Origin of the sequence: Pseudomonas sp. EL_65y_Pfl1_R83, assembly GCF_963970695.1 — a bacterium.
Taxonomy (GTDB): domain Bacteria; phylum Pseudomonadota; class Gammaproteobacteria; order Pseudomonadales; family Pseudomonadaceae; genus Aquipseudomonas; species Aquipseudomonas tritici.
Genome location: NZ_CAXAQI010000003.1, coordinates 123945 through 150099 on the forward strand (window position 1 = coordinate 123945; position 26155 = coordinate 150099).

Sequence of the window (26155 nt, forward strand, 5' to 3'; positions counted from 1 at the left end):
AGTCCGCTCCCACATTTAGATCTTCATTGTGATTAAGTCAGTAGACATCCCGGCGGTAGCGACCTTGCTCGATCAACCGCGCTACGGCTTCACTGCCGAGAATATCCACCAGCGCCTGATCCACCCCAGCCGCCATCCCCTGCAAACTCCCGCACACATAAATCGCCGCGCCTTCGCTCAGCCACTTACGCAGCACGTCGGCTGATTCCCGCAGACGATCCTGCACGTAGACCTTATCGGTCTGATCGCGGGAAAACGCCAGGTCCAGTAACGCCAGATCACCACTGGCCAACCAGCCCTGCAGCTCGTCCTGGCACAGGAAGTCATGGGCGATATTGCGTTCGCCGAACAGCAGCCAGTTGCGTTGCTGCCCGTCGGCAATCCGCGCCTTGAGCAAGCTGCGCAGGCCTGCCAGGCCGGTGCCGTTGCCCAGCAGGATCAGCGGCACCGGTGCCTCCGGCAGGTGGAAGCCACTGTTGCGACGCAGGCGCAGGCTGATGCTTGACCCGATGGTGGCGTGTTCGGTGAGCCAGCCGCTGGCCAACCCCAGGCTGCCGTCGGGGTGGCGTTCCTGGCGCACGATCAGCTCCAGCACGCCCTCGCTGGCAATCGAGGCGATGGAGTATTCGCGCATGCCCAGGGGCACCAACGCGTTCACCAGGGCCTGGGCGTGCAGGCCGACCAAGTGGGTGCGGTTGTCCGGCAGTTGGCGCGTGGCGAGCGCCTGGTTGAGGGACTGCGCCATGCCGTCGATCAATACGCCATCGCTGCCGACCAGGCCGAGGCCGCCGAGGAAGTGTTCGATGGCCCAGGGGCAATTGCGTGGCAGCACTTCCACCAGATCACCGGCTTGCCAGCTTTGAGGGGACGGCGAGGTGAGGCCCAGCAAATACACGTTCGAGCCGCTGCTGTCGTGGTTGAGCAGGGTGCGTTGGCTGAGCGTCCAGTTTTCGTACTGGGCGGTCGGCCAGGCTGCCACGGCGGTGTGGCCTGTGAGTTGTCCAAGCTGTTGTTGCCAGTGCAGCAGCGCGCTGGTGTCACCGCTGTCTACTTCCACTGGCGCGAACAGGGGGTTGCCGCCCTGGTGGGTCAGCCAGAAATTCAGGCGCCGTGCAAAACCGCAGAAGTGTTCGTATTGGCGGTCGCCCAATGCCAGTACCGAGTAGTTCAGACCTTTGAGAGACAGGTCCTGACCGAGCACGCTGCGCTCGAAACCACGGGCGCTGTCGGGGGCTTCGCCGTCACCGAAGGTGCTGACCACGAACAACGCATTTTCCGACTGGCGCAAGTCATCCTGGCTGACGCTGCCCAGGGGCTGCACCTTCACCGGCAAGCCTGCTGCTTGTAGTTGCCCAGCCGTTTGCCATGCAAGCTGTTCGGCAAAACCGCTCTGGCTGGCAAAGCCGATCAGCCAGGCCGGGGCATCGCTGGTATTGGCAGTGAGGCCTTGACGTGCATCGCGCACCTGGCGTTTTTTACGACGACGGTCCAGGTACAGCAGCCAGCCGGTGATGAAGAACAACGGCATCAGCAATGAGCTGACCGTGAGGATAATCCGCCCTGTCAGGCCAAAATAGCTGCCGGTGTGCAGCGCATAAACGCTGGTCAGCAATTGGGCGCCGAGCGTCTTGCTGGCGTATTGGTCGTGGGATTTAACCTCGCCGGTGGCCGGGTCCAGGTTGATCTGGTTCAGCGCGCGGTCATGGGGCGAGTTGCTCAGCAGGTAATAGACCGTGGCCGGTTGCCCCGCGACCGCTGGCATGCGGATGTTATAGGCGCTCAAACCTGGGCCGGCGTTGCTGTAGATGCTGCTCCAGATGGCGTCGTAGTTGGCCACTGGTGCCGCGCCGTCGGGCGCCGGGCCGCGCTTGCGAACCCTTTCATTGTGAGGTGCGTCGGACAACAGTTTGGTCAGGCCCTGGCTGTACCAGTCGTAGGACCAGGTCAGCCCGGTCAGTGCCGACAGAAGATAGGCCAGCAGGCACCATGTGCCGAATACCGAGTGCAGGTCCCAGTTGAAGCTGCGCCCCTTTTTGCGCCAGTCCAACGTCAGCCAGGCCCGCCAGCTCGCCACTTGGCGCGGCCAGCGCAGGTACAAGCCGGAGAGGCAGAAGAACACCAGGATCAGCGTGCAGGCGCCGGTGATCTGCCGGCCGGTTTCGCCCATGACCAGGAAACGGTGCAGTTGCAGGATAAAACCGAACGCGTCCTGGCCGACGGCGTCGCCCATGTAGTCGCCGGTGTAGGGGTCGAAGTAGCGCATCTGGCCACGGCGCTCGCCGGGCGGCGGGGTGAAGAACACGCGCGCAGCGTTACTGCTTTCACTTTCCACCCAGAGCATGGACACGGTCTTGCCTTCAGTGGCCTCCAGTTTGCGCACCAGCTCGGCGGGCGGCAGCACACCCGCTTCGCGCTTCTCGACGCTCAGTACCGTGGGGTTGAGCGCCCGCAGAATCTCATCCTGAAACGAAACCGCAGCTCCGGTGATCCCCATCAAGGCCAGCACCAGCCCGGCAGTAATGCCAAAGAACCAGTGCAACTGGAACAGGGTTTTCTTCAACACGTCTGACCGCCTCGTCTATCTGAATATGTAGGGCACGGCGCGCATTATGCCGTGGCTTGTCGAGAAACATTCTGTGTAACACGCAAAAGCCCCACGCATCCGATGCGTGGGGCTTTTTGATGCGTGGCGCTGCTGTTTAAAAGTGGAAGCTGGTGGTCAACAGTGCCGTGCGACCGGCTGCCTGGTTGGCGAAGTGGGTCGAGAATGCCTTGTCGTAGTAAACCTTGTCGGTCAGGTTTTGCACGTTCAATTGAAGGTCGACGTTCTTGGTCAGCTTGTAGCTGGCCATGGCGTCGTAGCGGGTGTAGGACGGTACGTAAACGGTGTTGCCGGCGTCGCCGTAAACGTCGTCAACGTAGAACGCGCCACCACCGATGGTGAGTTTGGAGGTGACGTCGTAGGTGGTCCATAGGCTGAAGGTGTTCTTCGGCGTGTTTGGCATTTGGTTGCCTTCATTGGAGCCGGCACTGATCACACCGTTACGACCATTACGTCCGGATTTGACCAGCTCGCTGTCAAGGTAGCTGTACCCGGCGAACACCTGCCATTGGTCGGTCAGCTTGCCGCTGGCCGATAGCTCCAGGCCGTCGACCTGGGATTCGCCAGCGTTCTCGTAGGTCAAGGCATCGACGAGGATGCGCGTGTTTTTCTTCTCGGTACGGAATACGGCGGCAGTCAGCGAGAGGCGATCGTGGAACAGGTCCCACTTGGTGCCCAGCTCGTAGTTGACGGTTTCTTCCGGTTGCAGATCGCTGGTGGCGGCACCGGCTGACAGTGGGTTGCCGTCGGAACCTTCACCTACCAGGCCGCCAGCCGGCGTTGCCGAAGTTGCGTAGGACGCATAGATGCTGGCGTTTTCCACAGGCTTCCAGACCAGGCCGGCCTGCCAGTTGAAGAACTGGCTGTCTTCCTTGATCGTGGTACGGCCGGTGGTCGCGTTGGTGTTGGCTACCGTGTCAAAGGTGTCGTAGCGCAGGCCGACGTTCAGCAGCCATTTCGGATCGAGTTCGATGGTGTCGAACACATAGGCGCCACGGCTGGTGGCCTTGGTGTGGGTGCCGTTGTAGTTGCGCGCGACGCTACCGGTCCAGGCGTCATCCGGGTTCGGATTGCTCAGCGAGGTGCACTGGCCACCCCGTCCTCCGCCGGCCACGGTGCAGGTCGGGTTGGTGTTCGGGCTTACGGTATAGCCGCTGACACGCGTTTCTTCACCGGTGAATTCCAGGCCTGTGGAGTAACTGTGCTTGAAGCCCAAGGCCTGGAAGCTGCCGAACAGGTCGGTCTGGTTGGTGGTCGTGGTGGTGGTCGATACGCGGGTGTTGGCACGACGCCACACGGTGCCGTATTTGTTGACGTTGAGCTTGCTGTCGTCCGGCTGTGTCAGCACGTAATCCTGGCCGGTGCTGCCATGACGCAGGGTGTTTTTCAGGGTCATGTTGTCGTTCAAATCGTGCTCGATGGAGAACGTACTGATATCGGCGCGGGTCTTGCGGAAGTCGCGGCTCTTGAGGCCGTAGAAGTTGTTGCTGTCGCCGCCGTCGGTGGGTTTGTCATGCACGTGAGCGGTCGCGGTCGACGAGCTGTAGCCGTAGGGAATCCCCGAGTCCGGCAGATCGTTGCTTTCCATGTGGTAGTAGCTGAGGTTGACGCGGGTCGGTGTGCCCAGACCAAACGTCAGCGACGGCGCTACGCCCCAACGGTCGTAATTCACCGCGTCGCGGCCCGCCACGTTCTGCTCGTGGCTCATCAGGTTCAGGCGGAACGCGGCGCTGTCGTCGAGGAACTGACGGTTTACGTCGAGCACATAGCGTCGGGTCTGGTCGGAACCGTAGGTAAAGCCACCGTTGGTGAAGTCCCGCGCTTGCGGGGTCTTGCTCACCAGGTTGAGGCTGCCACCGGCCGAGCCACGGCCGCCGAAGGAAGAGTTCGGGCCTTTGCTGACTTCAATCGACTCGATGTCGAAGATCTCCCGGCTCTGGCCACCGGTGTCGCGCACGCCGTCCAGGTAGGTGTCGCCCTGGGCGTCAAAACCACGGATGAACGGACGGTCGCCCTGGGGGTTCCCGCCTTCTCCGGCGCCGAAGGTAATACCCGGTACGGTGCGCAAGGCGTCCTGCAACGAGGTGGCCGCGGTGTCCTTGAGCACTTGTTGTGGCACCACGGTGACCGAGCGCGGGGTGTCGACCAGCGGCGCGGTGTATTTCTGCGACGAGGCTTTTTCGACCTGGTAGGAGGTGTTGTCCTGTTCTTCCCCGGTGATGCTGGTGGCGCCCAGGGAGATGCTGTTGCGCTGGCCTTTTTGTTCAGTGTCTTCAGCCGCCTGCGCCAAATGGGCAACAGAGCTGGCGCTGAGCGCAACGCCGATGGCCGAAGCCAGCATGCGTGGTGAACTGGCAGGTATTTTTGTAGTAGTGGGCGACATGACGTGTCCTTTCCCCAAGGATGTGAGGCCGCGGAATATAGTGGTAACAAGTATTTCTATCAATTGAGATATATTGCTAATTGCACTGAATTTACATTCTTTACACTTTTTGCTTACGGTATTTACGAACTCATTCGTCGACCTGTTTTACAGGGCGGATAAGAATCAATACCATTGGCGCTTCTCTGATCCCAGGTATTGCCCATGCTGCTGCACATCCCCGGCCTGTTCTCTCGCGAGGAAGTACAGCGCATCCGCCAAGCCCTGGAAAATGCCGATTGGGCCGACGGTAAAATCACCGCCGGGCATCAATCTGCCAAGGCCAAGCACAACCTGCAGTTACCTGAGGGCCACCCGCTTGCCAAGGAAATCGGCGCGGCGATGCTTGAGCGTTTGTGGCAAACCCCGTTGTTTATGTCAGCGGCGTTACCGCACAAGGTCTTTCCGCCGTTGCTCAACTGCTATACCGCGGGGGGCAGTTTCGACTTTCATATCGACAACGCCGTGCGCCAGCCCAAAGGCAGCCACGAGCGCGTGCGCACCGATCTGTCGTCCACGCTGTTTTTCAGCGACCCGGACGAATACGACGGTGGCGAACTGGTGATCCAGGACACTTTCGGCCTGCAGCGCGTGAAGTTACCGGCCGGTGACCTGGTGCTGTACCCCGGTTCCAGCCTGCACAAAGTCAACGCCGTGACCCGTGGCGCGCGTTACGCCTCGTTCTTCTGGACCCAAAGCCTGGTGCGCGAAGACAGCCAGCGCACCTTGCTGTTCGAAATGGACGGCGCGATCCAGCAACTGACCGCCGATGTCCCCGACCATCCGGCGCTGATCCAGCTTACGGGCACTTACCACAACCTGCTGCGCCGCTGGGTCGAGGTCTGACATGGGCTTTTTATTGCGACGTGAAGAAGTGCTCAACATTGAGCAGCTGCAAAGCATGCTCGACGACTCGCCGGTACGCGCTGCCCAGGCGATCTTGATCGCGGCGAAGGAGGGTGTGGTCGATGCCCAGGCGCTGCTCGGGCAAATCTTGCTGCAAGGGCGCGGCATTGCGCGCGATGAGGCGCTGGCGTTGCGCTGGTTTCAGATCGCGGCACAGGGCGGGCATTTGATGGCGCGCAATATGGCCGGGCGTTGCCTGGAACATGGCTGGGGATGCGCTGCGGACGAGGCGGCCGCTGCACGCGAATACCGTATGGCCGCCGAGGCCGGGTTGGATTGGGGCCAGTACAACTACGCCAATCTGCTGGCCACCGGGCGCGGGGTTGCCGAGGACCCACTACACGCACTGGCCTTGTATCTGCAGGCAGCCGAACAAGGACACGCCAAGTCGATGAATCTGCTGGGCCGTTACCTGGAAGAGGGCCAATTCTGCCCACGGGACCTGGATGCTGCAGTGCACTGGTACCGACGCTCGGCAGAAGGCGGTGATTTTCGCGGGCAGTTCAGTTACGCGGCGGTGCTGGCGGACAGAGGCCAGATTGAGACGGCGCTGGCGTGGTTGCGCAAGGCGTTGAGTGGCGGGAATTTGAAGTTTCTGCGAACGGCACACAAGGCTCTGGCGGCGGCAAGTGATCCGCAGGTCAGGGCAATGGCAGACGCCTACCTGCAACGTGCCGACAGCCTTTGCTGACGCATAAAAAAACCCATGACATGTCATGGGTTTTTTATTGGCAGCCGTCTTACACGTAGAACGACTTCAACGGCGGAAACCCATTGAACTCAACCGCGCTGTAGCTGGTGGTGTACGCGCCGGTCGACAGCCAGTACAAACGATCACCAATCGCCAGGTTCAGCGGCAGGCCGTACTTGTAGTTTTCGTACATGATGTCGGCGCTGTCGCAGGTCGGGCCGGCGATGACCACTTCTTCCATCTCGCCTTTCTTCTCGGTCCAGATCGGGAACTTGATGGCTTCGTCCATGGTTTCGATCAGGCCGGAGAATTTGCCCACGTCCGTGTAAACCCAGCGCTCGACGGCGGTGCGCGATTTACGCGCGACCAGCACGACTTCGCTGACCAGGATACCGGCGTTGGCAATCAACGAACGGCCCGGCTCAAGGATGATTTCCGGCAGTTCATCGCCAAAGTCTTCCTTGAGGAAACGGATGATTTCCTCGGCGTAGGTTTCCAGGCTGTTGGTGCGGGTGATGTAGTTGGCCGGGAAGCCACCGCCCATGTTGATCAGCTTGAGGTGAATGCCGTCTTCTTCTTTCAGGCGTTCGAAGATCACTTTGACCTTTGCGATCGCCGCGTCCCACACGCTGATGTCGCGCTGTTGCGAGCCAACGTGGAACGAAATGCCGTAAGGCACCAGGCCCAGGTCGCGGGCGAGGATCAGCAGGTCCATGGCCATGTCGGTCTGGCAGCCGAATTTGCGCGACAAAGGCCAGTCAGCCGTGGTCGAGCCTTCGGTGAGGATACGCACATACACTTTCGAACCCGGCGCGGCCTTGGCGATGTTGCGCAGGTCGGCTTCGGAGTCGGTAGAGAACAGGCGCACGCCCTTCTCGTAGAAGTAGCGGATGTCCTTGGATTTCTTGATGGTGTTGCCGTAGCTGATACGGTCGGCGCTGACGCCGCGGTCCATCACTTTGTCCAGCTCGTAGATCGAGGCGATGTCGAAGCTCGAACCTTTGTCCTTGAGCAGGTCGATGATCTCGACGGCCGGGTTGGCCTTGACTGCGTAGTAGACCTTGGCGAATTCGAAACCGGCGCGCAGGTCATCGTAGGCCTGGCTGATCATCGCGGTGTCGATCACCACGAACGGGGTTTCTTGCTTGTCGGCGAATGCCTTCATTTTGTCAAAAGTGGCGCGCGCGAAATAATCTTCGACGTTGATCGACATGCTGGGAACTCCTAAGGGCAAACTGTTTTAGTCAATGGGTGCAAATGAACGTCCTCCGTATCCCCACTTTGGTTCGCCTACTTCCCAAGGCATGTCGCCGAAAGCAAAAAGGCCATGGGATCAACCGCTTCCCTTGGCCTTGCTGTCTCGTCGTCAGTACTTGAGCCGGATGGATCGTTTCCAGCATGGACGTTCGGCGCGAACTTTAGGGCGTGAGGGGCCATAGATCAACTAAAAATGTCGCGTTTTTGCACGCGTTCGTCGCGAGGACCGGTACAGCTACTTATGTAACCGACCGGTGTGACGGAATGATGTTCCCCGAAGCGGGCGAATTCGCGGGAATTGCTGACACCCGGCAGATCCAAATGTGGGAGCGGGCTTGCTCCCACAGTTTTAACCGAGTTGTGTCAGGTCAGGCTAAAGCAGTCTCAGCAGGCGAAACGATACTGGTCTTGCCCCCACGCGATTTACCCGAGCTCAGGTACTCAGCAATCGACTCCTGTGTCACCTCGCCCAGGAACACCCGCTCCGCATCCATCACCGGCAACCACGAGCGGTTGAACTCGTACATGCGCGACAACAGGATGCGCAAATGCTCGTCATACGCCGCCGTGGCGTTGAATTCGCGCAGGTACTGCCCGCAAGTACCGGTCTGACGGTGCAGGTCGCGACGTCGTACGTACCCCAGCGCCTTGTTCTCGGCACAAGTGACCACCACATAGCGGCGGTCAGTTTCATCCATCAATTCCAATGCTTCGGCCACCGGTGTTTCCGGGCTCACAGACGGCGCGTTGTCCGCTGCGTCTTCGGCTTTCACCAGCAATAGGCGCTTGAGGGTGCTGTCCTGGCCCACGAAGTTGCTGACGAACTCGTCGGCCGGGTGCGCCAGCAAGGTGTCCGGGTGATCGATCTGCAGCAGCTTGCCGGCGCGGAAGATCGCGATCTTGTCGCCCAGCTTGATGGCTTCGTCGATGTCGTGGCTGACCATGATCACGGTCTTGTTCAGCGCGCGTTGCATCTCGAAGAATTCGTTCTGGATCATCTCGCGGTTGATCGGGTCGACCGCGCCGAACGGCTCATCCATCAGCAGCAGCGGCGCATCGGCCGCCAGTGCGCGGATCACGCCGATACGCTGTTGCTGGCCGCCCGACAATTCGCGCGGGTAGCGATGCAGGTATTGCTTGGGTTCCAGCTTGATCATGCTCATCAACTCGCGGGCGCGGTCGTGGCATTTCTGCTTGTCCCAGCCCAGTAGTTTGGGCACGACCACAATGTTTTCCTCGATGGTCATGTTTGGGAACAGGCCGATCTGCTGGATCACATAACCGATGTTGCGGCGCAGTGTCACTTCGTCGAGGTCGGTGGTGTCTTCGCCGTTGATCAGAATCTTGCCCGAGGTGGGCTTGATCAGGCGGTTGATCATTTTCAGCGTGGTGCTCTTGCCGCAGCCCGAAGGGCCGAGGAATACGCAAATCTCGCCTTCGTTGACGGTCAGGCTTACGTCGTTGACGGCAGAAACAGTCTTGCCGTTGCTTTGAAAAGTCTTGGTCAGGTGTTGAAGTTCGATCATTTGAGCAGTCCTTTTGGAGTCAGCGAGCGTTGCAGCCATTGCAAAAGCAGGTCGGCGAAGATGGCCAGGAGACTGACCAGCACGGCGCCAACGATCAGCATCGACATGTCGCTGCGGCTGATGGAAGCCAGAATAAGTACACCCAGGCCACCGGCGCCGATGGTGGCGGCGATGGTCATTACGCCAATATTCATCACCACGGCGGTGCGTACACCGGCGAGGATCACCGGCACGGCGATAGGCAGCTCGACCATGCGCAGGCGCTGGCCGAAGGTCATGCCGATGCCTTTGGCGGCTTCACGGATGCCCGGTTCCACACCAGTGAGGGCGAGGTAGGTGTTACGCATGATCGGCAACAGGGAGTAGAGGAACACGGCGGTGATCGCCGGCATGGGCCCCAGGCCCTGGCCGAATTTGGAGTAAAACGGCAGCAACAGGCCGAACAGTGCAATGGAGGGCACGGTCAGCAGCACTGTGGCGCTTGCCTGCAGTGGGCCGGCCAGGGTTGGAAAACGCGTCATGAGTACGCCCAGGGGCACGCCGACGACAATCGCCAGGATCACGGCGAGGCCGACCAAGGTGATGTGCTGCCAGGTCAGATGCAGGACGAGTACCCAATCAAGATGGGAAAAGGCGTTCAGAAATTCCATGTCTTCTCCTCTTAATTAGTTGATCGGATGTTGGCGCAGGAAATCTGCGGCCACGCTGGACGGGCTTTCATGGTCGACGTCGACGCGTGCGTTCAACTGGCGCATGGTTTCATCGTCGAACAGCGCGGCCAACGGCTTGAGGTCAGCCGCCAGTTGCGGGTGAGCATCGAGGTACGCCTGGCGCACCACCGGCGCGGCGGTGTAGTCGGGGAAGTAATGTCTGTCGTCTTCCAGCAGCTTCAATTTGAAGGCACTTAGGCGACCGTCGGTGGTGTAGACCAAACCGGCAAACACCTGGCCATTACGTAGCGCGGTATAGACCAGGCCGGCGTCCATCTGGCGTGTGTTTTCGCGGGTCAGGTTCATGTCGTACAGCTTGACCATGCCGTCCATACCGTCGGAGCGGTTAGCGAACTCTGTGTCAAGGGCTACCAGGCGTGTACCTTTGGTGGTTTGCGCCAGGGCTCGGGTCAAGTCGCTGATGGTGTTGATCTGCGGAAATTCCTTGGCCACGTTTTCTGGCAGCGCCAACGCGTAGGTGTTACTGAATTTCGACGGCGACAGCCAGGCGAGGCCTTTTTTCGCGTCGAGTTCCTTCACTCGTGCGTAGGACTGTTCGCTGTTGAGTTTCTCGTCCACATGGTTGTAATTCACCAGTGACACCCCGGTGTATTCCCAGAGCATATCCAGTTGCCCGCTTTCCTGGGCACTGCGTGCCAGATTGCTACCCAGGCCGCCGGTTACGCGCGTGTCGTAGCCCTTGGTGCGCAGGTACTGGGCAGTGATTTCGGCGAGCAAGGTCTGCTCGGTGAAGACGCGGGCGCCGATGCGGATCACCGGCTTTTCAGCGGCTTGCGCAAAACCTGCGAACAGCAGGACGCAGCTCAATATCAAGGTCAGTTTTTTCATGTTGGTTCCTGTTTCAGGCCTAAGACGGACGCAACCCGCGTTCCAGCCAGAGGCGGCTGGTCATAGTCACCAAAGCGTCGAGCAGCAATGCCAACAACGCGGTGCATGCGGCACCGAGCAGCAACTGCGAGTGGTTGTTCAGGGCTATGCCAGGGAAGATCAGGCTGCCGAGGCTGTTGGCGCCAATCAGGAACGCCAGCGGTGCAGTCCCCACATTGATCGCCAGGGCCACGCGTACACCGCCGATGATGATTGGGACAGCGTTGGGCAGTTCCACGCGAAACAGCACCTGGCGCGGCGTCATGCCAATGCCGGTGGCGGCTTCTTTCAGGGAGCCCTGGACGTTTTTCAGGCCTTCGTAGGTGTTGCGCACGATGGGCAGTAGGGAAGCGAGGAACAGCGCGAAGATCGCCGGCCCGCTGCCGATGCCGAGGACGCCCAGGGCGATGGCCAGTACGGCCAGGGGCGGGACGGTGTTGCCGATGTTGAAGATCTGCATGAAGCGTTCTGCGCGCCCAGCCATGTTCGGTCGGCTTAGCAGGATACCGGCGGGGATGCCCACAATCAGGGCGGCCAGCATGGAGACAAGCACCAGGATCAAATGAGCTTGCAGGTAAAACAACAAATCGTCGTGGTACCGTTCGATCGTGTCTATGCCGATCCAGTGGACCAGCAGGGCCAGGAGAGCGACGACAACCGCTCCTCCCATAAGCCCTTTGCCATAGCGAATAGCCACAGGCGGACTCCTTTTTTTCTTCTGTCGGCGTCCACATTTCCGAGCGGCAATGCCATTGCTGGCTGCCTCTGAATGTGGTCGCGAAATGCAGCTCGCCGATACCGGCAACGCGGTATGCGATCGAGCCATGAGCGCAGCCTCGTCAGGCTAACTTGCTGATTTATCAGCCCCTGTTCCGAGTACGGCATGAGGGGAGTGGACGTCTCTACCTTTTAAAAGGTTCCACACTTGGCAGCATTTAGCCACCCCCAATGGGCTGAATGGTGGTCTGGCCGCCTGGGTTTGCGCTATACTCGCCGCCCTTTTTTGACTCACCTGCCAGGCGATTTCCCATGACCCACCAGGCCGCCGAAGTCGCGAAACGCCGCACTTTCGCCATTATTTCCCACCCCGATGCCGGTAAAACCACCATCACCGAGAAGCTGTTGCTGATGGGCAAGGCAATCGCGGTGGCAGGCACGGTGAAATCCCGCAAATCCGACCGCCATGCCACCTCTGACTGGATGGAAATGGAAAAACAACGGGGTATCTCCATTACCACGTCGGTCATGCAGTTCCCGTATCGCGACCACATGGTCAACCTGCTCGACACCCCGGGCCACGAAGACTTCTCCGAAGACACCTATCGCACCCTGACCGCGGTCGACTCCGCGTTGATGGTTCTCGACGGCGGTAAAGGTGTCGAGCCACGGACCATCGCGCTGATGGACGTGTGCCGTCTGCGTGATACGCCGATCGTCAGCTTCATCAACAAACTCGACCGCGACATCCGCGACCCGATCGAGCTGTTGGATGAAATCGAAGCCGTCTTGAAGATCAAGGCCGCGCCGATCACCTGGCCGATTGGTTGCTACCGCGACTTCAAGGGCGTGTACCACCTGGCCGATGATTACATCATTGTCTACACCGCCGGCCACGGTCACGAGCGCACCGACGTCAAGATCATCGAGAAACTCGATTCGGACGAAGCCCGCGCCCACCTGGGTGACGAGTACGACCGCTTCGTCGACCAGTTGGAACTGGTGCAGGGCGCCTGCCATGAATTCAACCAGCAAGAATTCCTCGACGGTCAGCTGACCCCGGTGTTTTTTGGGACGGCCTTGGGTAACTTCGGTGTCGACCACGTGCTCGACGCCGTGGTGGACTGGGCACCCAAACCCCTGGCTCGTGTTGCCAACGAGCGCACAGTTGAGCCTGTTGAAGAGAAATTCACCGGCTTCGTGTTCAAGATCCAGGCGAACATGGACCCGAAACACCGCGACCGTATTGCCTTCATGCGCATCTGCTCCGGTAGATACGAAAAAGGCATGAAGATGCGCCACGTGCGCACCGGCAAGGACTTGCGTATCGGCGACGCCCTGACGTTCTTCTCCTCCGAGCGTGAACAGCTCGAAGAAGCCTACGCCGGCGACATTATCGGTCTGCACAACCACGGCACCATCCAGATCGGCGACACCTTCACCGAAGGCGAAGCGCTGGGCTTCACCGGTATCCCGCACTTCGCCCCGGAACTGTTCCGCCGCGTGCGCCTGCGCGACCCGCTGAAATCCAAGCAACTGCGCCAAGGCTTGCAGCAACTCGCGGAAGAGGGCGCCACCCAGGTGTTCTTCCCCGAGCGCAGCAACGACATCATCCTCGGCGCCGTCGGTGTGCTGCAGTTCGATGTGGTCGCCAGCCGCCTGAAAGAGGAATACAAGGTCGAGTGCTCCTACGAGCCGATCACCGTGTACTCCGCGCGCTGGATCGATTGCAGCGATAAGAAGAAGTTGGAAGAGTTCTCCAACAAGGCCGTAGAAAACCTGGCGATCGACGGCGGTGGTCACCTGACCTACCTGGCGCCGACGCGGGTCAACCTGGCGCTAATGGAAGAGCGCTGGCCGGATGTGAAATTCCGTGCGACGCGTGAGCATCACTAAGGTCTGAGCGGTATCGAAGGGTGAAGCTGTGATGGCTTCACCCTTTTTTATGAACAATGCAAAACTCACATTTCGATTTTCATTCGGCATGGGATTGGCGAGAAACTCGCATCCGGTCTAGCGTTGCTCTATCCAGGAACTGAAAAGGAGATCGCTTTGCGCAGTGTTCAACGCATCATCCACTTGGTATTGCTCGCAGGCTTGGGATTGTCCGCCGTCGCTGTACTAGCAGACGCGGGTACACCGCAGTGGAAAGACACCGGCCCCGTCTCCAAGAAAAAGCAACAAGAAGTCAACTCCGGCAGCTGGCAGCCGCAAGTCCAGCCCGCCCCGAAGGAAGACGCAGAAAACCCCTATAACGAAGGCGAAGACAGCGAAACCTACGACGACGGCGACACTTGATCCCTGGCGTAAATCCGGTATCTCGTACTTCGCCTCGAGACTGCTATGCCGCGCCAGCGCTGCAAGGTTTGATTGATAAGATAGAGAGTGGCCACGATGGCCACTCTTATGCTCAACGCAACGCAGGCTTTCTAGGGGTTTAGCAGCTTGTAGAGTGATCGCAGACTTGCTTCCTGGTCATTGGTCTCTGCGGTAGAGGTGGCGATGATGGCGTCCAGTTTGGAGGTCGCACTGCCTTTGGGTAGTTTATATATCTCATAAGCCGTGATCATCGTTCCTGTTCTTCCTTGGCCAAAACCACAGAAAACCAAAACATTGCCTTTGCTCAACGCACTATCGATTGACTTGCAACCCTGCAAAAGCTCTGGAGCTGTGGGTGCATCAAAGTCTTTGACCGCAAGGTGGTGGTAGGTGATGTTAGCCGCACTTATTACCGCTGCACTGGTGCTGTCTAGCAGTTTTTTATTTAGGCTGATAAGGCCTTTGATTCCGTAGTTATTTAAGAGCGCAACTGCGGCAGCATCAAATTTTTAAGGCGTGTCATCTGTGCCGTTATAGTAGGGTTGCGAGCTTCGGAATACTCGGGTCGTACCTTGAACGAAGGTGATCCAATTTTGGAACACGATCACTTTGTTGTGAGAGAGGTTTGCAACATAACCTGGGAGGGTGCTGACGCTCTTTTTCATTTTGGTGTTCTCAAGTTAATGGGTTGGCTTAAGTGCTATTGGGTGGCTGAAACGCTTGCGCAGGCGGTTGTATCAAGAAGGTGTTGTCTCACTGTAGGGGGATGGGCTGTGCGCCTAGAAGGGTTTTCACATTACTCCAATCATTCATTATTTTTTGCATTCTGGTTCTGAAAACTTTAAGCATTTTTACATCTTGAATTGTGTCGGAATTTTGTTTGGAGTTTAGAATGAAACTGTGCGTTTCTATCCAAAGCAGTTCAAATTGGGATAGTGCTGGCTGTACGAGGGATAAAGATTCGGAAAGTTCGATAAATGCTTCTAATACATTATCATAAGACAATGGGGATGGGTCTGGATAATAATTATCTGAGTTCACAGCGTCTTGTAGGTCCGAGTACATCTTTTCCAAAGTCAACGCTACGCTTGAAGAGGTTCCGTTGTTGTTCGCGTCGTGTATTACAGTACGAGCATTGTTTAGAACGTTGTTTACGGTTTTGCCACATAGGGCTAACGCGCCGTCAACAGTAGGGCGCACGTTGTTGGCTAAAAGTAATTTCAGATCGGAAATCTTTTTTTGATATGCGGAAACCTGGTCGACCGCGTTAGAGGTTGCGTTGCTTAATGCATCCATGTAACTCGAAAAACTCAGAACACAGGCGCAGTCATTGACGCTCAATAACGAAGCGTCAAGCGCATCTATTTGTGCTTGTGTGAAATTTTGAGTGTTGGTGCCAGCTGACGTGTTATCGATGACTTTAATAACTGAGTCGCCAAATAAATTTATTTTCTCGGCGATAATTAAAAGGTCGTTCCGAACAGCCAAGGTTTCTACGTCAAGATCGTCGTAGGTATCTGCATAGGTATTCAGGTCTTTAGCGAATTGTTCAAGTTTTTTTTGGTCGCCTGACCAATAGTGAGATTTGCCAGGCCAGATTTCTTCGAACCATTTGACAGAGTCTAAAAGTGTAACTTCCCATCCGTCATTTATTATGTCAATTAAAGTCCAGTAATTCCATTTTGGTTTTAAGCAGTTGGAGGAGTTTTCCACTAGAAAAAGATCAATGGTCAATTTGTCCACGGTGAGTTCCTCATTGAGTGTGTTGGGTTTTACCGGCCAGCGAAGTTCAAGATTGAAAAAAGGCAACTTATTCCGACTTACTGTAATGCATGGGTTGTGCCCCTGGGAGGGCTTTTACATTGTTCCGGTCGTTAATTATTTTTTGCAGTGTTGATGTAATATAAATGGATTTTTAGTTGGTTAGTGCAACCGCTATCTGCTTGTCTACACGTTACGTAACCAATAATACGCGATTTCATCAATATGATTTGGGAATGCAGGACAATTTTCCAGAAGCTTATCCGTCGCGGCGATAAGCCCTTCTCTGCTAGTTAAATCGCTATTGATGAACACGTTATTTATAAGGTCTACAAGCATGTCAACAATTCTTCGTGCCTCCACTACATATAGCGTGCGAGGCTCAGCAATGTCTGAAAGCGCCATTAGTTGTGATTTTTTATCATCTATAATATCGACCTGTTTTTGCTCATAGCTCATTTGTGCCTGCCAAATAGAGATTTCACCTGCTAATTTGTCGCGTGCTTCAACTAAGTTATTAAACTTAAGTTGTTCATTCGCAATATTCAGTAGGTCTTTGGCAATGTTCATCCCCGCCTTGACCGCCGTTTTCGATTTTTCGGAGGGTTGGTCAATAACCTCTGTGACCGCTTTTTGCATTTCGTCAAAAATGGGCATTCCTTTATCAATGAACGTCTTTGATTTGAACTCAATGATTGCCTTTTCAAGCACATCACGTTGCTCCCGAAGGTTGCTTAATTTTTTTTGGTCTTCGGGAAGGTTACTAAGCAATCTAGTGCGTTCAGACTCTAACGTGGAAATCTCCCCGGAATAGTCGCTGATGGTGGCTGTTTCAAAGTTACCCAAGGAAGACTTCATGTCGCGTGAAAGCGTTTCAAGTTCCGACTTGAGTACTTCAAGAGCCTTTTTCAGCTCTTTTTTATAGGGAGCGATACTGGATTCATCCGTCGAGCCATTGAGAATGTCCAAATAGCTTCTGATCTCGGTGACATCTAAAATGCTCGAAACTTTGCTTAGAGAATCGTTAAAGACGCGATCAGTATTGTCAAGAGAGGTCTTAAGGCTTTGTAGTTCCTGGATGAGTGCCTGGATATAGGCGTTGCTCAGTTTGATGTTCGCGTATTCGTGGATGAGGATTCTGGCCTTAAAAATACCAGGCTTATACGGCGTGATTAATGCAACGGTCATTTTTGTGTACTCCAGGCTTAGTTTCTTTGGCCAAAGGCAAGTGTCATGTCATTCATGTAGTCTTTGATTTTCTTCCACCGGGCGAGCACGGCGGTCATTTTTATAATAAAAATTGCCAGTTCGCTGAAGTCTTTGGTCTTGCTCAGTAGGTTCTTGGAGGCGATGATTTCCGCGAGCGTTGCAGTCCACAATGCTTCGATTTGCATCATGCCGTCGATGGCACCTTTTGTAAAAATGCCAAGGCTGCGCATCGCGGAATGAATGTTATTCAGTACTGCCGCGACTTTTTGGAGATCGGCCTGCCGGGTCAGTAACATACTTTCTTCGTTATGCAGGGCGTCAATTTTGGCGCTAAAGGCACTGTCCCGACTAGCAAAGTACCCGGCAGTCACGGGCACACCGATCACTGGGACTACAAGAGTGGCAAATAAAAACCACTCGCCAACACTGTATTTTGATTCTTTTCTTAGATCGCTGACTTCATTATTAATGGCAACCAGCCTTGCAGTAATATCTCTAAGCTCCGTCAATGTGTGGGAGGCCAATGCTCTCGCTGCCTTTTGACCTACATCGACTTCAATTGCGTTCAGGTCCATGTCGAAGGCCACTAATTGGTTTTTTATCGTGGTGGCTTCAGCTTGTTTGTTTTGAATGGATTGAATTATGGCAACGACGTATTCGTCGATGGTCTTATAGGTGTTTTGTGTCGTGGTATCCCCTTCATCTAAAGGGGATTTAAACATACTGATCTGATCTTCGGTCAGGCTACTCGTTTGGAGCGCGTAATTGCTGTATCCCGGCAACGCTTTAATCTCTTCAATGGCAGGTTCCGTATAGTCCTTGAGGTCTTCTGCAAACCTTTTGAGGGAAACAGCTACTTTTATAATTTCAGTCTCCAGAGGTGACCATTTGGCGGCATGCCCATGGATAGTTGAAAACGTGGCAAGAAGTTCGGTGTCACTGATTCCATTGTCTACAACAGTTCCGTTATAGGCGTAAGCAATAGCCGGTAACGTTGTCGGAAGTGCTAATCCTTGAGTTACGTACTTTTTCACTTTTTCCACATCGTTGGCGGTGACTTTTGCATTCGGTGGGGTGTACTCGATAGCGGTACTCATGGATTGTTCCTTATGTTAAGCGGGTTTGTTAAGTTCTGAATCTAGCAGGCGTTTTTAAATCGATATACTGTTAGGTTTAACAGTTGACATTTTGTTTTTTTGGGCTAGCTATAAAATACTGATGAGTGGGGTTTAAAAACAATAGGTTGTGAATGCTGGGGATTTTAAATGTGGGTGCTTTGCACTCGATAAACAAAGGTTTCTTTGTTTGCTCAGTGGTTGGGGGCAATGCATTAGGAATAATGACGTTTGGATTAATAATCTATTGAAATAGCTCAACGCCGCTTATGCGGACTTCAGTGTTTAGCTATTACGGTGCGGTACGTCGATATTAGGGACGTGGCATCAAGCTCTGCGACACTGTTCAAACCACAGTGGTGAAACCCATCGATTCAAAAGGCGAAGACAGCGAAACTTACGACAACGGCGACACCTGAGGCCTGGCGTAAACCCGGCATTGGGACTAGCGTCAACGCTGGCGACGGTGAACGGCTGTCGCGTGGGATTTACCTACTGACTGGGCGGAATCAACCATGAGTATTTTTCAACGAGTCGTGCTGTTGATAAAGGTGCTGGTGCTGTTGTCGTTGGGGACGTCGTCGGCCTGGGCGCATAATCCGGTGCAGGGCGGTGCTGCATTGACTGCGGTGCACAGCCAGGATCTGCAATTGGCCAAGTCCGAGGCTGAACCCGGCGACAAGGACCAGGGCGGCAGCCAGGACGACGATGACTCCACCACCGATGAGCCGGACAGCGACGATTCGGACGACGAAGGCGATAGCCAGACGTAGGCCTCGCCCAAAAGAAAACCCCCTCCCGCCAGGCTGATGCGCAACCTGATGGGAAGGGTTGTAGAACGCTGTATCACTCCAATCCTGGAGTCGGACTACTGTGGCGAGGGAGCATCCCTCGCCACAAAAGCAGACCCGCGCAGGCGCTTACGCGACAAACTGCTCCGCGTAGTGGCAAGCCACCTGGCGGTTATCCAAGGCGCGCAGTTGCGGCTCCTCGGTGCTGCACCGCGCAGTTGCGTACGGGCAGCGCTTGTGGAAGGCGCAGCCGGGCGGCGGGTTCAGCGGGTTGGGCAGTTCGCCAACGATCTTGATTTTCGGCTTGTTCGGGTCCGGGTGAATGGTCGGGGTCGCCGACAGCAACGCCTGGGTGTACGGGTGCAGCGGGCGGGCGTAGATGTCTTCCTTGGGGCCGACTTCCACCGGGCGACCGAGGTACATCACCATCACATCATCGGCAACGTGTTGCACCACGGCCAGGTTGTGGGAAATGAACACGTAGGCCGTGTTGAATTCCTGCTGCAGGTCCATGAACAGGTTAAGCACCTGGGCCTGGATCGACACGTCGAGTGCCGAGGTCGGCTCATCCGCCACCAGCACTTTCGGTTGCAACATCATCGCGCGAGCGAGGGCGATACGCTGGCGCTGACCACCGGAGAACATGTGCGGGTAACGCTGATAATGCTCAGGGCGCAGGCCCACTTGCTTCATCATCGCCTGCACTTTTTCGCGGCGTTCGGCGGCGGACAGGTTGGTGTTGATCAGCAGCGGCTCGCCGAGTTGATCGCCGACTTTCTGCCGTGGGTTCAATGAGGCGTAGGGGCTTTGGAACACCATCTGCACGTCTTTGCGCAATTGCTTGCGCTGGGCCTTGTCGGCGCCGGCGACTTCCTGGCCGGCGATTTTCAAGGACCCGGAAGATGGCTCCTCAATCAGCGTGAGCGCACGGGCCAGGGTGGATTTGCCGCAACCCGACTCGCCAACAACGGCGAGGGTCTTGCCGGCTTCCAGCTCAAAGGACACGCCATTGAGCGCACGTACCAGAGCATGGCCCTTGAACAGGCCACGGGACACTTCGTAGTGACGGGTAAGGTCGCGGGCGGTAAGAACGACGGCCATTACGCCACCTCCTGGTTCAAGGGGTAGAAGCAGCGCGCGAGGCTGTTGGTTTTCGGGTCAAGGTCAGGACGCTGGGCACGGCAGGATTCCTGCACGTACGGGCAACGTGGTGACAGTAGGCAACCCTGCGGGCGGTCGTAACGACCAGGAACGATACCCGGCAGCGTGGCCAGGCGCGTGGCGCCGAGGCTGTGCTCCGGGATCGCCTTGAGCAGCGCTTCGCTGTAGGGGTGCGCCGGAATGTCGAACAACTGCGGCACCTGGCCGACTTCCACGGCTTGGCCGGCGTACATCACGCACACGCGCTGGGCGGTTTCCGCCACGACCGCGAGGTCGTGGGTGATCAGCACCAGGCCCATGTTCTGTTCTTTCTGCAGGGCCAGCAGCAGTTCCATGATCTGCGCCTGGATGGTCACGTCCAGCGCGGTGGTCGGTTCGTCGGCGATCAGCAGCTTCGGCTCGCCGGCAATCGCCATCGCGATGGCCACACGCTGGCTCATGCCGCCGGACAGTTGGTGCGGGTAGGCGTCCATACGGCTGGCGGCGCCTGGGATTTCAACCTTTTCCAACAGTTCGATGGCACGCTTGCGCGCTTGCTTGCCGGACATCTTCAAATGCAGGCGCAAGACTTCTTCAATCTGGAAACCCACGGTGTAGCTGGGGTTCAGCGCGGTCATCGGGTCCTGGAACACCATCGACAGGTCTTTGCCGACGATCTGGCGACGCTGGCGGTTGCTCAGCTTGAGCATGTCCTTGCCGTCAAAGTTCAGCGCGTCGGCGGTGACGATGCCGGGATGCTCGATCAGGCCCATCAGCGCCATCATGGTCACGGATTTACCCGAACCCGACTCGCCAACGATCGCCAGTACTTCGCCTTTGTCGACCGAAACGTCGAGGCCATCGACCACCGGCACGGCGGTCTTGTCGCCGAAGCGGACGTTGAGATTCTTGATTTCTAACAGTGACATGGGAATCTCCTCAGGCGGCGTTCTTGAGTTTCGGGTCCAGCGCATCGCGCAGGCCGTCACCCATCAAGTTGATTGCCAGCACGCTGAGCAAAATGGTCAGACCCGGCAGGCTCACCACCCACCAGGCGCGTTCGATGTAGTCACGGGCCGAAGCCAGCATGGTGCCCCACTCCGGGGTTGGCGGTTGAACGCCAAGGCCGAGGAAGCCCAGGGCCGCGGCATCGAGGATCGCCGAGGAGAAACTCAAGGTGGCCTGTACGATCAGCGGCGCCATGCAGTTGGGCAGCACGGTGATGAACATCAAGCGTGGCAGGCCGGCGCCGGCGAGGCGGGCGGCGGTCACGTAGTCGCGGTTCAGTTCGCCCATCACCGCAGCGCGGGTCAGACGCACGTAGGACGGCAACGAGACGATAGCGATGGCGATCACGGTGTTGATCAGGCCAGGGCCGAGGATCGCGACAATGGCAACGGCCAGCAGCAGCGAGGGCAAGGCCAGCATGATGTCCATCAAACGCATGATGGTCGGGCCGAGCAAGCGCGGGAAGAACCCGGCGAACAGACCCAGCAGGATCCCCGGGATCAGCGACATCACCACCGACGACAAACCGATCAGCAACGACAGACGCGAGCCCTGAATCAGGCGTGAGAGCAAATCACGGCCCAACTCGTCGGTGCCCAACAGAAATTGCATCTGCCCGCCTTCCAGCCAGACCGGCGGGGTCAGCAGGAAGTCGCGGTATTGCTCGCTTGGGTTATGCGGCGCAACCCAGGGCGCGAAGATCGCGCAGAACACGATCAGCAACATGAATAACAGGCCGGCAACCGCGCCCTTGTTCTTGGAGAAGGCTTGCCAGAATTCTTTGTACGGAGACGGGTACAGCAGGCTTTGATCGACTGCTGACACTGGAGTAGGTGTGGTCATGGTCATGATCTCAGCGCTGGTGACGGATGCGTGGGTTGGCGAAGCCGTAGAGGATATCCACCACGAAGTTCACCAGGATCACCAGGCAGGCGATCAGCAGAATGCCGTTTTGCACCACCGGGTAGTCTCGTGCGCCAATGGCTTCGATCAGCCATTTGCCGATGCCGGGCCACGAGAAGATGGTTTCGGTCAAGACCGCACCGGCCAGCAGCGTGCCGACTTGCAGGCCGACCACGGTCAATACCGGGATCAACGCGTTACGCAGGCCGTGCACGAACACCACGCGCGCCGGCGACAGGCCCTTGGCCTTGGCGGTGCGGATGTAGTCTTCGCGCAGTACTTCGAGCATCGACGACCGGGTCATCCGCGCGATCACTGCCAGCGGGATGGTGCCAAGCACGATGGCCGGTAGGATCAGGTGGTGCAGTGCATCCCAGAATGCGTCCGGCTCGTCAGCCAGCAGGGTGTCGATCAGCATGAAGCCGGTGCGCGGCTCGATGTCGTAGAGCAGGTCGATACGCCCGGAAACCGGAGTCCAGCCCAGGCTCACCGAGAAGAACATGATCAGGATCAGGCCCCACCAGAAGATCGGCATCGAATATCCCGCCAGGGAGATGCCCATCACCCCGTGGTCGAACAGGGATCCTCGTTTAAGTGCCGCGATCACCCCGGCCAGCAGGCCCAGGATACCGGCGAACAACAGGGCGGCCATGGACAGTTCCAGGGTCGCCGGGAAGAGGGCGGTGAATTCGGTCCACACGCTGGTGCGGGTGCGCAGCGATTCGCCAAGGTCGCCTTGGGCGAGCTTGCCGACATAGTCCAGATATTGGGCATACAGCGGCTTGTTAAGGCCAAGGCGTTCCATTGCCTGTGCGTGCATCTCGGGGTCGACTCGTCGTTCGCCCATCATGACTTCGACGGGGTCGCCAGGGATCATGCGAATCAACGCAAACGTCAGCAACGTGATGCCGAAGAACGTGGGGATCAGTAACCCCAGTCGGCGGGCAATAAAACTAAACATCTTGTTGTGTACCTCGATCAGCCGGTTAGGCAGGTCCGGCGCCGTCAATAGCGACGGCGCCGAGCGTTTTTCTTATTTACTTCACCTGGGTGGTGGCGAAGTTATTGTTCGTCAGAGGGCTTTGGGTATAACCCTCGACGTTCTTGCGCATGGCGGTGAACATTTTCGGGTAAGCCATGGGAATCCATGGTTGGTCCTTGTCGAAAACGTCCATTGCTTGTTCATAGAGTGCAGCGCGTTGTGCGGGTTCAGCGACAGCGCGCGCCTTGTCGATCAAGCCTTGAAACTCTTCGTTACACCAGCGCGCGTAGTTTTCGCCGTTTTTCGCTGCATCGCAACTCAGGTTCGGCGTGAGGAAGTTATCCGGGTCCCCGTTATCCCCCGCCCAACCGGCAGAAACCATGTCGTGCTCGCCGCCTTTGGCGCGCTTGAGCATCTCGCCCCATTCCATGACTTTGATATTCACCTTCAGACCAATCTGCGCCAGATCTGCCTGCATGCGCTGTGCGCCGAGCATCGGGTTAGGGTTGGTCGGGCCGCCACCATTCCGAGTGAACAGAGTGAACTCGGTGCCTTCCGGCACCCCGGCTTCCTTGAGCAGGGCGCGGGCCTTGTCCAGGTCGCGCGGTGGGTTTTTCAGCTTGTCGTTGAAACCCAGCAGCGTAGGTGGAAACGGGCCAGTGGCATCGACAGCGTTACCTTTGCCGTACAGCGATTCGTTGTAGCCCTTTTTGTCGAACGCGATGTTGATCGCGTGACGCACCCGCGCGTCGCTCATGTATTTGTGGGTGGTGTTCAGGGCGGTGTAGGCGGTGGTCATCGCCGCCAGTTCATCGACCTTCAGGTTCGGGTCTTTCTTGATGCTGGGCAGGTCATCGGGCTTGGGATACAGCGCGACCTGGCACTCGTTGGCCTTGAGCTTCTGCAGGCGCACGTTGTTGTCGACCGCAATGGCCAGGATCAACGGATCGGCCGGCGGCTTGCCACGGAAGTACTCCGGGTTGGCCTTGAAGCGTACCTGGGCATCTTTCTGGTAGCGGATGAAGATGAACGGGCCTGTGCCGATCGGCTTGCTGTTGAGCTCATCGGTCTTGCCGGCGGCGAGCAGCTTGTCAGCGTATTCAGCGGAGTGGATGGCGGTAAACGGCATCGCGACATCGGCCAGGAACGGTGCTTCAGGGCGAGTCAGGGTGAAGACCACTGTGTGGTCATCAGTCTTCTCGACACTTTTGAGCAGTTCCTTAAAGCCCATGCTTTCGAAATAGGGGAAACCCGTAGCGGATTTGTTATGCCAAGGGTGTTTCGGGTCCAACTGGCGCTGGAAGCTCCAGAGCACGTCATCGGCATTCAAGTTGCGCGTGGGTTTGAAGTAGTCGGTAGTGTGGAACTTGACGTCATCGCGCAAGTGGAACGTATAGGTCAGGCCGTCGTCGCTGATTTCCCAGGACGTGGCGAGCGCGGGAACGATTTCAGTGGTACCAGGCTTGAAGTCCACCAAACGGTTGAACATGGTTTCAGCGGCAGCGTCAGCGGTCACAGCTGTGGTGTATAGGACCGGGTCGAAACCTTCCGGGCTGGCTTCGGTGCAGACCACCAGTGGTTTGGCCGAAACGCCGATCGCCACGCTCAACAGCGCGGCAGCCATGGCGGCTTGTAGTGGGAGCAATTTCATTCGGAGCCCTCTGCAATCGATGGGACCAGACAAACGTAGACGGCGGGCTCGTCCTGAGCCCGCCGTCTACCTGGTGCTAATTAAAGGATGTTGAATGGAACGGTGGTGACCAGACGGAACTCTTTGATGCTGCCATCTGCCTGGAACTCGCTGCCACGGTGCTCAACATAGGTTGCGCGCACGGTGGTGGCCTTGAGTGGGCCGCTTTGGATGGCGTAAGAGCTGCCGACACCGTATTCCTGGTGTTTTTCGCCGTCCTGGTTCTGGATGCCGGCGTAGGCGAAATTGGCCCGACCGTTGTTGCCGGTGTAGTGAGTGCCGTCGATGCCCCAGCCACGCGCCGAGTAGATGTTGAACTTCAAGCCTGGCACGCCGTATTCGGCCATGTTGATGGCATAGGCAACCTGGAACGATTTCTCGTTCGGGCCGTTGAAGTCAGAGGTCAGGGAGTTGGCAAGGTAGATGCCGTTGGTTTCGTGCAGGTAGTCGAAGTATTCGTTACCGTTCACAGCCTGGTAGGAGAAGGTCAGGCTGTGCGCCTGGTGAGCCAGGCCCAGGGACAGGGAGTAGGTATCGTTGTCGATTTCCCCCATCTCTTTTTTGCCTTCATCGACAGTCTTGTAGTAGTTGAAACCGGTGGTCAGCGCCAGTTGCTGGGCATCACCCAACTCGTGGGTTGCGCCGAAGTAGTACTGGTTCCAGAAGTCCTTCACGTTGGCGCCGAAGACGCTGACTTTCAGGCTTTTCAGCGGCTGGTAGTTCAGGCCCAGGGTGGACACCTTGTCGGTTTCCGCGCCATTGCCGTATTCGCTGCGGAATTTCGACAAGCTCTGTTCGGTACGTGGCGAAACGCGGTCAAACACGCCACCTTGGAACGACAGGTTGCTGAACTCTTCGCTGTTGAAGCTCACACCTTCAAAGCTCGATGGCAGTGCACGGTTGCCGATGGTGTCGACGATGCCGCTGCTGAAGTTCTGACGACCGGCAGTCAACGTGGTGTTCGACACACGGAACTGCACGTTGGCCAGGCCCAGTTTGCTCCATTGGTCTACTGCATCACCGTCGGAGTCAGCCAGGGTACGGTTGGAGCCGCCCTTGATATCACGCTTGCTGCGGTCCAGGACCACGGCGTTGTACACCGCCAATTCAGTCTTGACGCCTACGGTGCCCTGGGTGAAACCCGAGCTGGCGTTGATGATCGTGCCCTGTACCCAGTTGGTACGGTTACGGTCAGTCAGGGTCTGGCCATGCTTTTTGTATGTGAAGGTGCCGCCACGGTATTTGCTTTCGTGGGCGTACCAGTTACGCGTCGTGCCGCCCAGGCTGAAGTCTTCGATAAAGCCTTTGGCCTCGCTTTGCGCGCTGGTGCCGGCCAGGGTAGTCGGAACGAAGTCCTGGCTGACGGGTTCAGCGTAGGCGGTGGCCGTGATGCTGCTGATGGCCAGGGCCAGAAGCGCTTTGCTGCTCAGTTTCATGAATGAAGCTCCTTTGGTTCTCTTTTTAATGCCGGTCTTTTTTGGTGATCCGGCTATTGGTTGTGTAACTCGTTCAAGCCTA

21 protein-coding genes and 1 pseudogene are annotated in these 26155 nt (G+C 57.2%); 5 read left to right on the forward strand and 17 right to left on the reverse strand.

Going from position 1 to position 26155, the window contains the following annotated elements; genetic code table 11:
• Positions 1–37 precede the first annotated feature (37 nt).
• Together AACY08_RS04990 and AACY08_RS04995 are read right to left on the reverse strand one after the other, a co-directional pair.
• A complete protein-coding gene (locus AACY08_RS04990) occupies positions 38–2563 on the reverse strand; it encodes a sulfite reductase flavoprotein subunit alpha (protein ID WP_339468424.1) in 2526 nt (841 codons plus the stop codon).
• 136 nt (positions 2564–2699) lie between these two features.
• Positions 2700–4985, reverse strand: coding sequence for a TonB-dependent receptor (locus tag AACY08_RS04995; RefSeq protein ID WP_339468425.1), 2286 nt, complete (start codon positions 4983–4985; stop codon positions 2700–2702).
• Positions 4986–5189: 204 nt separating this feature from the next.
• Between AACY08_RS04995 and AACY08_RS05000 the strand changes: the two genes are divergently transcribed.
• A complete protein-coding gene (locus AACY08_RS05000) occupies positions 5190–5870 on the forward strand; it encodes a Fe2+-dependent dioxygenase (protein WP_339468426.1) in 681 nt (226 codons plus the stop codon).
• A 1-nt stretch (position 5871) separates the two neighbouring features.
• Positions 5872–6621, forward strand: coding sequence for a tetratricopeptide repeat protein (locus tag AACY08_RS05005; RefSeq protein WP_339417431.1), 750 nt, complete (start codon positions 5872–5874; stop codon positions 6619–6621).
• 49 nt (positions 6622–6670) lie between these two features.
• On the opposite strand, the gene AACY08_RS05010 is transcribed toward AACY08_RS05005, so the two are convergent.
• The 5 genes from AACY08_RS05010 to AACY08_RS05030 all read right to left on the reverse strand — a co-directional run bounded on the left by AACY08_RS05010 (position 6671) and on the right by AACY08_RS05030 (position 11672).
• Entirely contained in the window at positions 6671–7834 is a 1164-nt protein-coding gene (locus AACY08_RS05010) for a type III PLP-dependent enzyme (RefSeq protein WP_032861941.1), read from the reverse strand.
• Between the two features lie 412 nt (positions 7835–8246).
• Positions 8247–9404 (reverse strand): osmoprotectant ABC transporter ATP-binding protein OsmV, encoded by a 1158-nt coding sequence (locus tag AACY08_RS05015; RefSeq protein WP_339468427.1) that lies wholly within the window; start codon positions 9402–9404, stop codon positions 8247–8249.
• Positions 9401–10054 (reverse strand): ABC transporter permease, encoded by a 654-nt coding sequence (locus AACY08_RS05020; RefSeq protein ID WP_339417433.1) that lies wholly within the window; start codon positions 10052–10054, stop codon positions 9401–9403. The genes AACY08_RS05015 and AACY08_RS05020 overlap by 4 nt, the downstream gene beginning before the upstream one ends.
• Before the next feature lie 15 nt (positions 10055–10069).
• Positions 10070–10963: a glycine betaine ABC transporter substrate-binding protein gene (locus AACY08_RS05025; RefSeq protein WP_339468428.1), complete on the reverse strand. Its 894-nt coding sequence runs from the start codon at positions 10961–10963 to the stop codon at positions 10070–10072.
• A 19-nt stretch (positions 10964–10982) separates the two neighbouring features.
• Entirely contained in the window at positions 10983–11672 is a 690-nt protein-coding gene (locus tag AACY08_RS05030) for an ABC transporter permease (RefSeq protein WP_339468670.1), read from the reverse strand.
• A 359-nt stretch (positions 11673–12031) separates the two neighbouring features.
• Between AACY08_RS05030 and AACY08_RS05035 the strand changes: the two genes are divergently transcribed.
• Both AACY08_RS05035 and AACY08_RS05040 read left to right on the forward strand, forming a co-directional pair.
• Complete coding sequence (locus AACY08_RS05035) at positions 12032–13615, forward strand: peptide chain release factor 3 (RefSeq protein WP_339417435.1); 1584 nt, start codon at positions 12032–12034, stop codon at positions 13613–13615.
• Between the two features lie 156 nt (positions 13616–13771).
• Positions 13772–14017 (forward strand): hypothetical protein, encoded by a 246-nt coding sequence (locus AACY08_RS05040; RefSeq protein WP_339468430.1) that lies wholly within the window; start codon positions 13772–13774, stop codon positions 14015–14017.
• Between the two features lie 131 nt (positions 14018–14148).
• Here the strand turns inward: AACY08_RS05040 and AACY08_RS30355 are convergent.
• The 4 genes and pseudogenes from AACY08_RS30355 to AACY08_RS05055 form a co-directional block, all read right to left on the reverse strand.
• Positions 14149–14514, reverse strand: a pseudogene (locus AACY08_RS30355) (phosphatase domain-containing putative toxin); the annotation flags it as partial.
• Positions 14515–14791: 277 nt separating this feature from the next.
• Entirely contained in the window at positions 14792–15781 is a 990-nt protein-coding gene (locus tag AACY08_RS05045) for a hypothetical protein (RefSeq protein WP_339468432.1), read from the reverse strand.
• Between the two features lie 204 nt (positions 15782–15985).
• Positions 15986–16987: an alpha-xenorhabdolysin family binary toxin subunit B gene (locus tag AACY08_RS05050; protein WP_339468434.1), complete on the reverse strand. Its 1002-nt coding sequence runs from the start codon at positions 16985–16987 to the stop codon at positions 15986–15988.
• Positions 16988–17004: 17 nt separating this feature from the next.
• The gene (locus AACY08_RS05055) at positions 17005–18105 is read right to left on the reverse strand and encodes an alpha-xenorhabdolysin family binary toxin subunit A (RefSeq protein WP_339468435.1); all 1101 of its coding nucleotides are present in this window, start codon (positions 18103–18105) and stop codon (positions 17005–17007) included.
• Positions 18106–18638: 533 nt separating this feature from the next.
• Here AACY08_RS05055 and AACY08_RS05060 point away from each other — a divergent pair.
• Positions 18639–18896: a hypothetical protein gene (locus AACY08_RS05060; RefSeq protein WP_339468436.1), complete on the forward strand. Its 258-nt coding sequence runs from the start codon at positions 18639–18641 to the stop codon at positions 18894–18896.
• 147 nt (positions 18897–19043) lie between these two features.
• On the opposite strand, the gene AACY08_RS05065 is transcribed toward AACY08_RS05060, so the two are convergent.
• The 6 genes from AACY08_RS05065 to AACY08_RS05090 form a co-directional block, all read right to left on the reverse strand.
• Positions 19044–20015 carry a peptide ABC transporter ATP-binding protein gene (locus AACY08_RS05065; RefSeq protein ID WP_016976250.1) on the reverse strand — a complete coding sequence of 324 codons (972 nt, stop codon included), beginning with the start codon at positions 20013–20015 and terminating at the stop codon, positions 19044–19046.
• A complete protein-coding gene (locus AACY08_RS05070) occupies positions 20015–20983 on the reverse strand; it encodes an ABC transporter ATP-binding protein (RefSeq protein ID WP_339417438.1) in 969 nt (322 codons plus the stop codon). The genes AACY08_RS05065 and AACY08_RS05070 overlap by 1 nt, the downstream gene beginning before the upstream one ends.
• Before the next feature lie 10 nt (positions 20984–20993).
• On the reverse strand, positions 20994–21905 hold the full coding sequence (locus AACY08_RS05075; RefSeq protein ID WP_339437877.1) for an ABC transporter permease subunit: 912 nt from the start codon (positions 21903–21905) through the stop codon (positions 20994–20996).
• Between the two features lie 10 nt (positions 21906–21915).
• Positions 21916–22926 (reverse strand): ABC transporter permease subunit, encoded by a 1011-nt coding sequence (locus AACY08_RS05080; RefSeq protein ID WP_003171721.1) that lies wholly within the window; start codon positions 22924–22926, stop codon positions 21916–21918.
• Between the two features lie 76 nt (positions 22927–23002).
• Complete coding sequence (locus AACY08_RS05085) at positions 23003–24598, reverse strand: ABC transporter substrate-binding protein (protein WP_339468437.1); 1596 nt, start codon at positions 24596–24598, stop codon at positions 23003–23005.
• A gap of 80 nt (positions 24599–24678) precedes the next feature.
• Positions 24679–26073, reverse strand: a complete 1395-nt coding sequence (locus AACY08_RS05090; protein ID WP_339468439.1) for an OprD family outer membrane porin — start codon at positions 26071–26073, stop codon at positions 24679–24681.
• Positions 26074–26155 lie beyond the last annotated feature (82 nt).

Bases quoted from the DNA above. Each gene is read 5' to 3' on its own strand.
- AACY08_RS05090 (WP_339468439.1), bottom strand. From the start codon at position 26,073: ATGAAACTGAGCAGCAAAGCGCTTCTGGCCCTGGCCATCAGCAGCATC.
- AACY08_RS05065 (WP_016976250.1), bottom strand. From the start codon at position 20,015: ATGGCCGTCGTTCTTACCGCCCGCGACCTTACCCGTCACTACGAAGTG.
- AACY08_RS04995 (WP_339468425.1), bottom strand. From the start codon at position 4,985: ATGTCGCCCACTACTACAAAAATACCTGCCAGTTCACCACGCATGCTG.
- AACY08_RS05015 (WP_339468427.1), bottom strand. From the start codon at position 9,404: ATGATCGAACTTCAACACCTGACCAAGACTTTTCAAAGCAACGGCAAG.
- AACY08_RS05055 (WP_339468435.1), bottom strand. From the start codon at position 18,105: ATGAGTACCGCTATCGAGTACACCCCACCGAATGCAAAAGTCACCGCC.
- AACY08_RS05085 (WP_339468437.1), bottom strand. From the start codon at position 24,598: ATGAAATTGCTCCCACTACAAGCCGCCATGGCTGCCGCGCTGTTGAGC.
- AACY08_RS05030 (WP_339468670.1), bottom strand. From the start codon at position 11,672: ATGGGAGGAGCGGTTGTCGTCGCTCTCCTGGCCCTGCTGGTCCACTGG.
- AACY08_RS05000 (WP_339468426.1), top strand. From the start codon at position 5,190: ATGCTGCTGCACATCCCCGGCCTGTTCTCTCGCGAGGAAGTACAGCGC.
- AACY08_RS05020 (WP_339417433.1), bottom strand. From the start codon at position 10,054: ATGGAATTTCTGAACGCCTTTTCCCATCTTGATTGGGTACTCGTCCTG.
- AACY08_RS05050 (WP_339468434.1), bottom strand. From the start codon at position 16,987: ATGACCGTTGCATTAATCACGCCGTATAAGCCTGGTATTTTTAAGGCC.
- AACY08_RS05035 (WP_339417435.1), top strand. From the start codon at position 12,032: ATGACCCACCAGGCCGCCGAAGTCGCGAAACGCCGCACTTTCGCCATT.
- AACY08_RS05075 (WP_339437877.1), bottom strand. From the start codon at position 21,905: ATGACCACACCTACTCCAGTGTCAGCAGTCGATCAAAGCCTGCTGTAC.
- AACY08_RS05080 (WP_003171721.1), bottom strand. From the start codon at position 22,926: ATGTTTAGTTTTATTGCCCGCCGACTGGGGTTACTGATCCCCACGTTC.
- AACY08_RS05005 (WP_339417431.1), top strand. From the start codon at position 5,872: ATGGGCTTTTTATTGCGACGTGAAGAAGTGCTCAACATTGAGCAGCTG.
- AACY08_RS05070 (WP_339417438.1), bottom strand. From the start codon at position 20,983: ATGTCACTGTTAGAAATCAAGAATCTCAACGTCCGCTTCGGCGACAAG.
- AACY08_RS05025 (WP_339468428.1), bottom strand. From the start codon at position 10,963: ATGAAAAAACTGACCTTGATATTGAGCTGCGTCCTGCTGTTCGCAGGT.
- AACY08_RS05060 (WP_339468436.1), top strand. From the start codon at position 18,639: ATGAGTATTTTTCAACGAGTCGTGCTGTTGATAAAGGTGCTGGTGCTG.
- AACY08_RS05010 (WP_032861941.1), bottom strand. From the start codon at position 7,834: ATGTCGATCAACGTCGAAGATTATTTCGCGCGCGCCACTTTTGACAAA.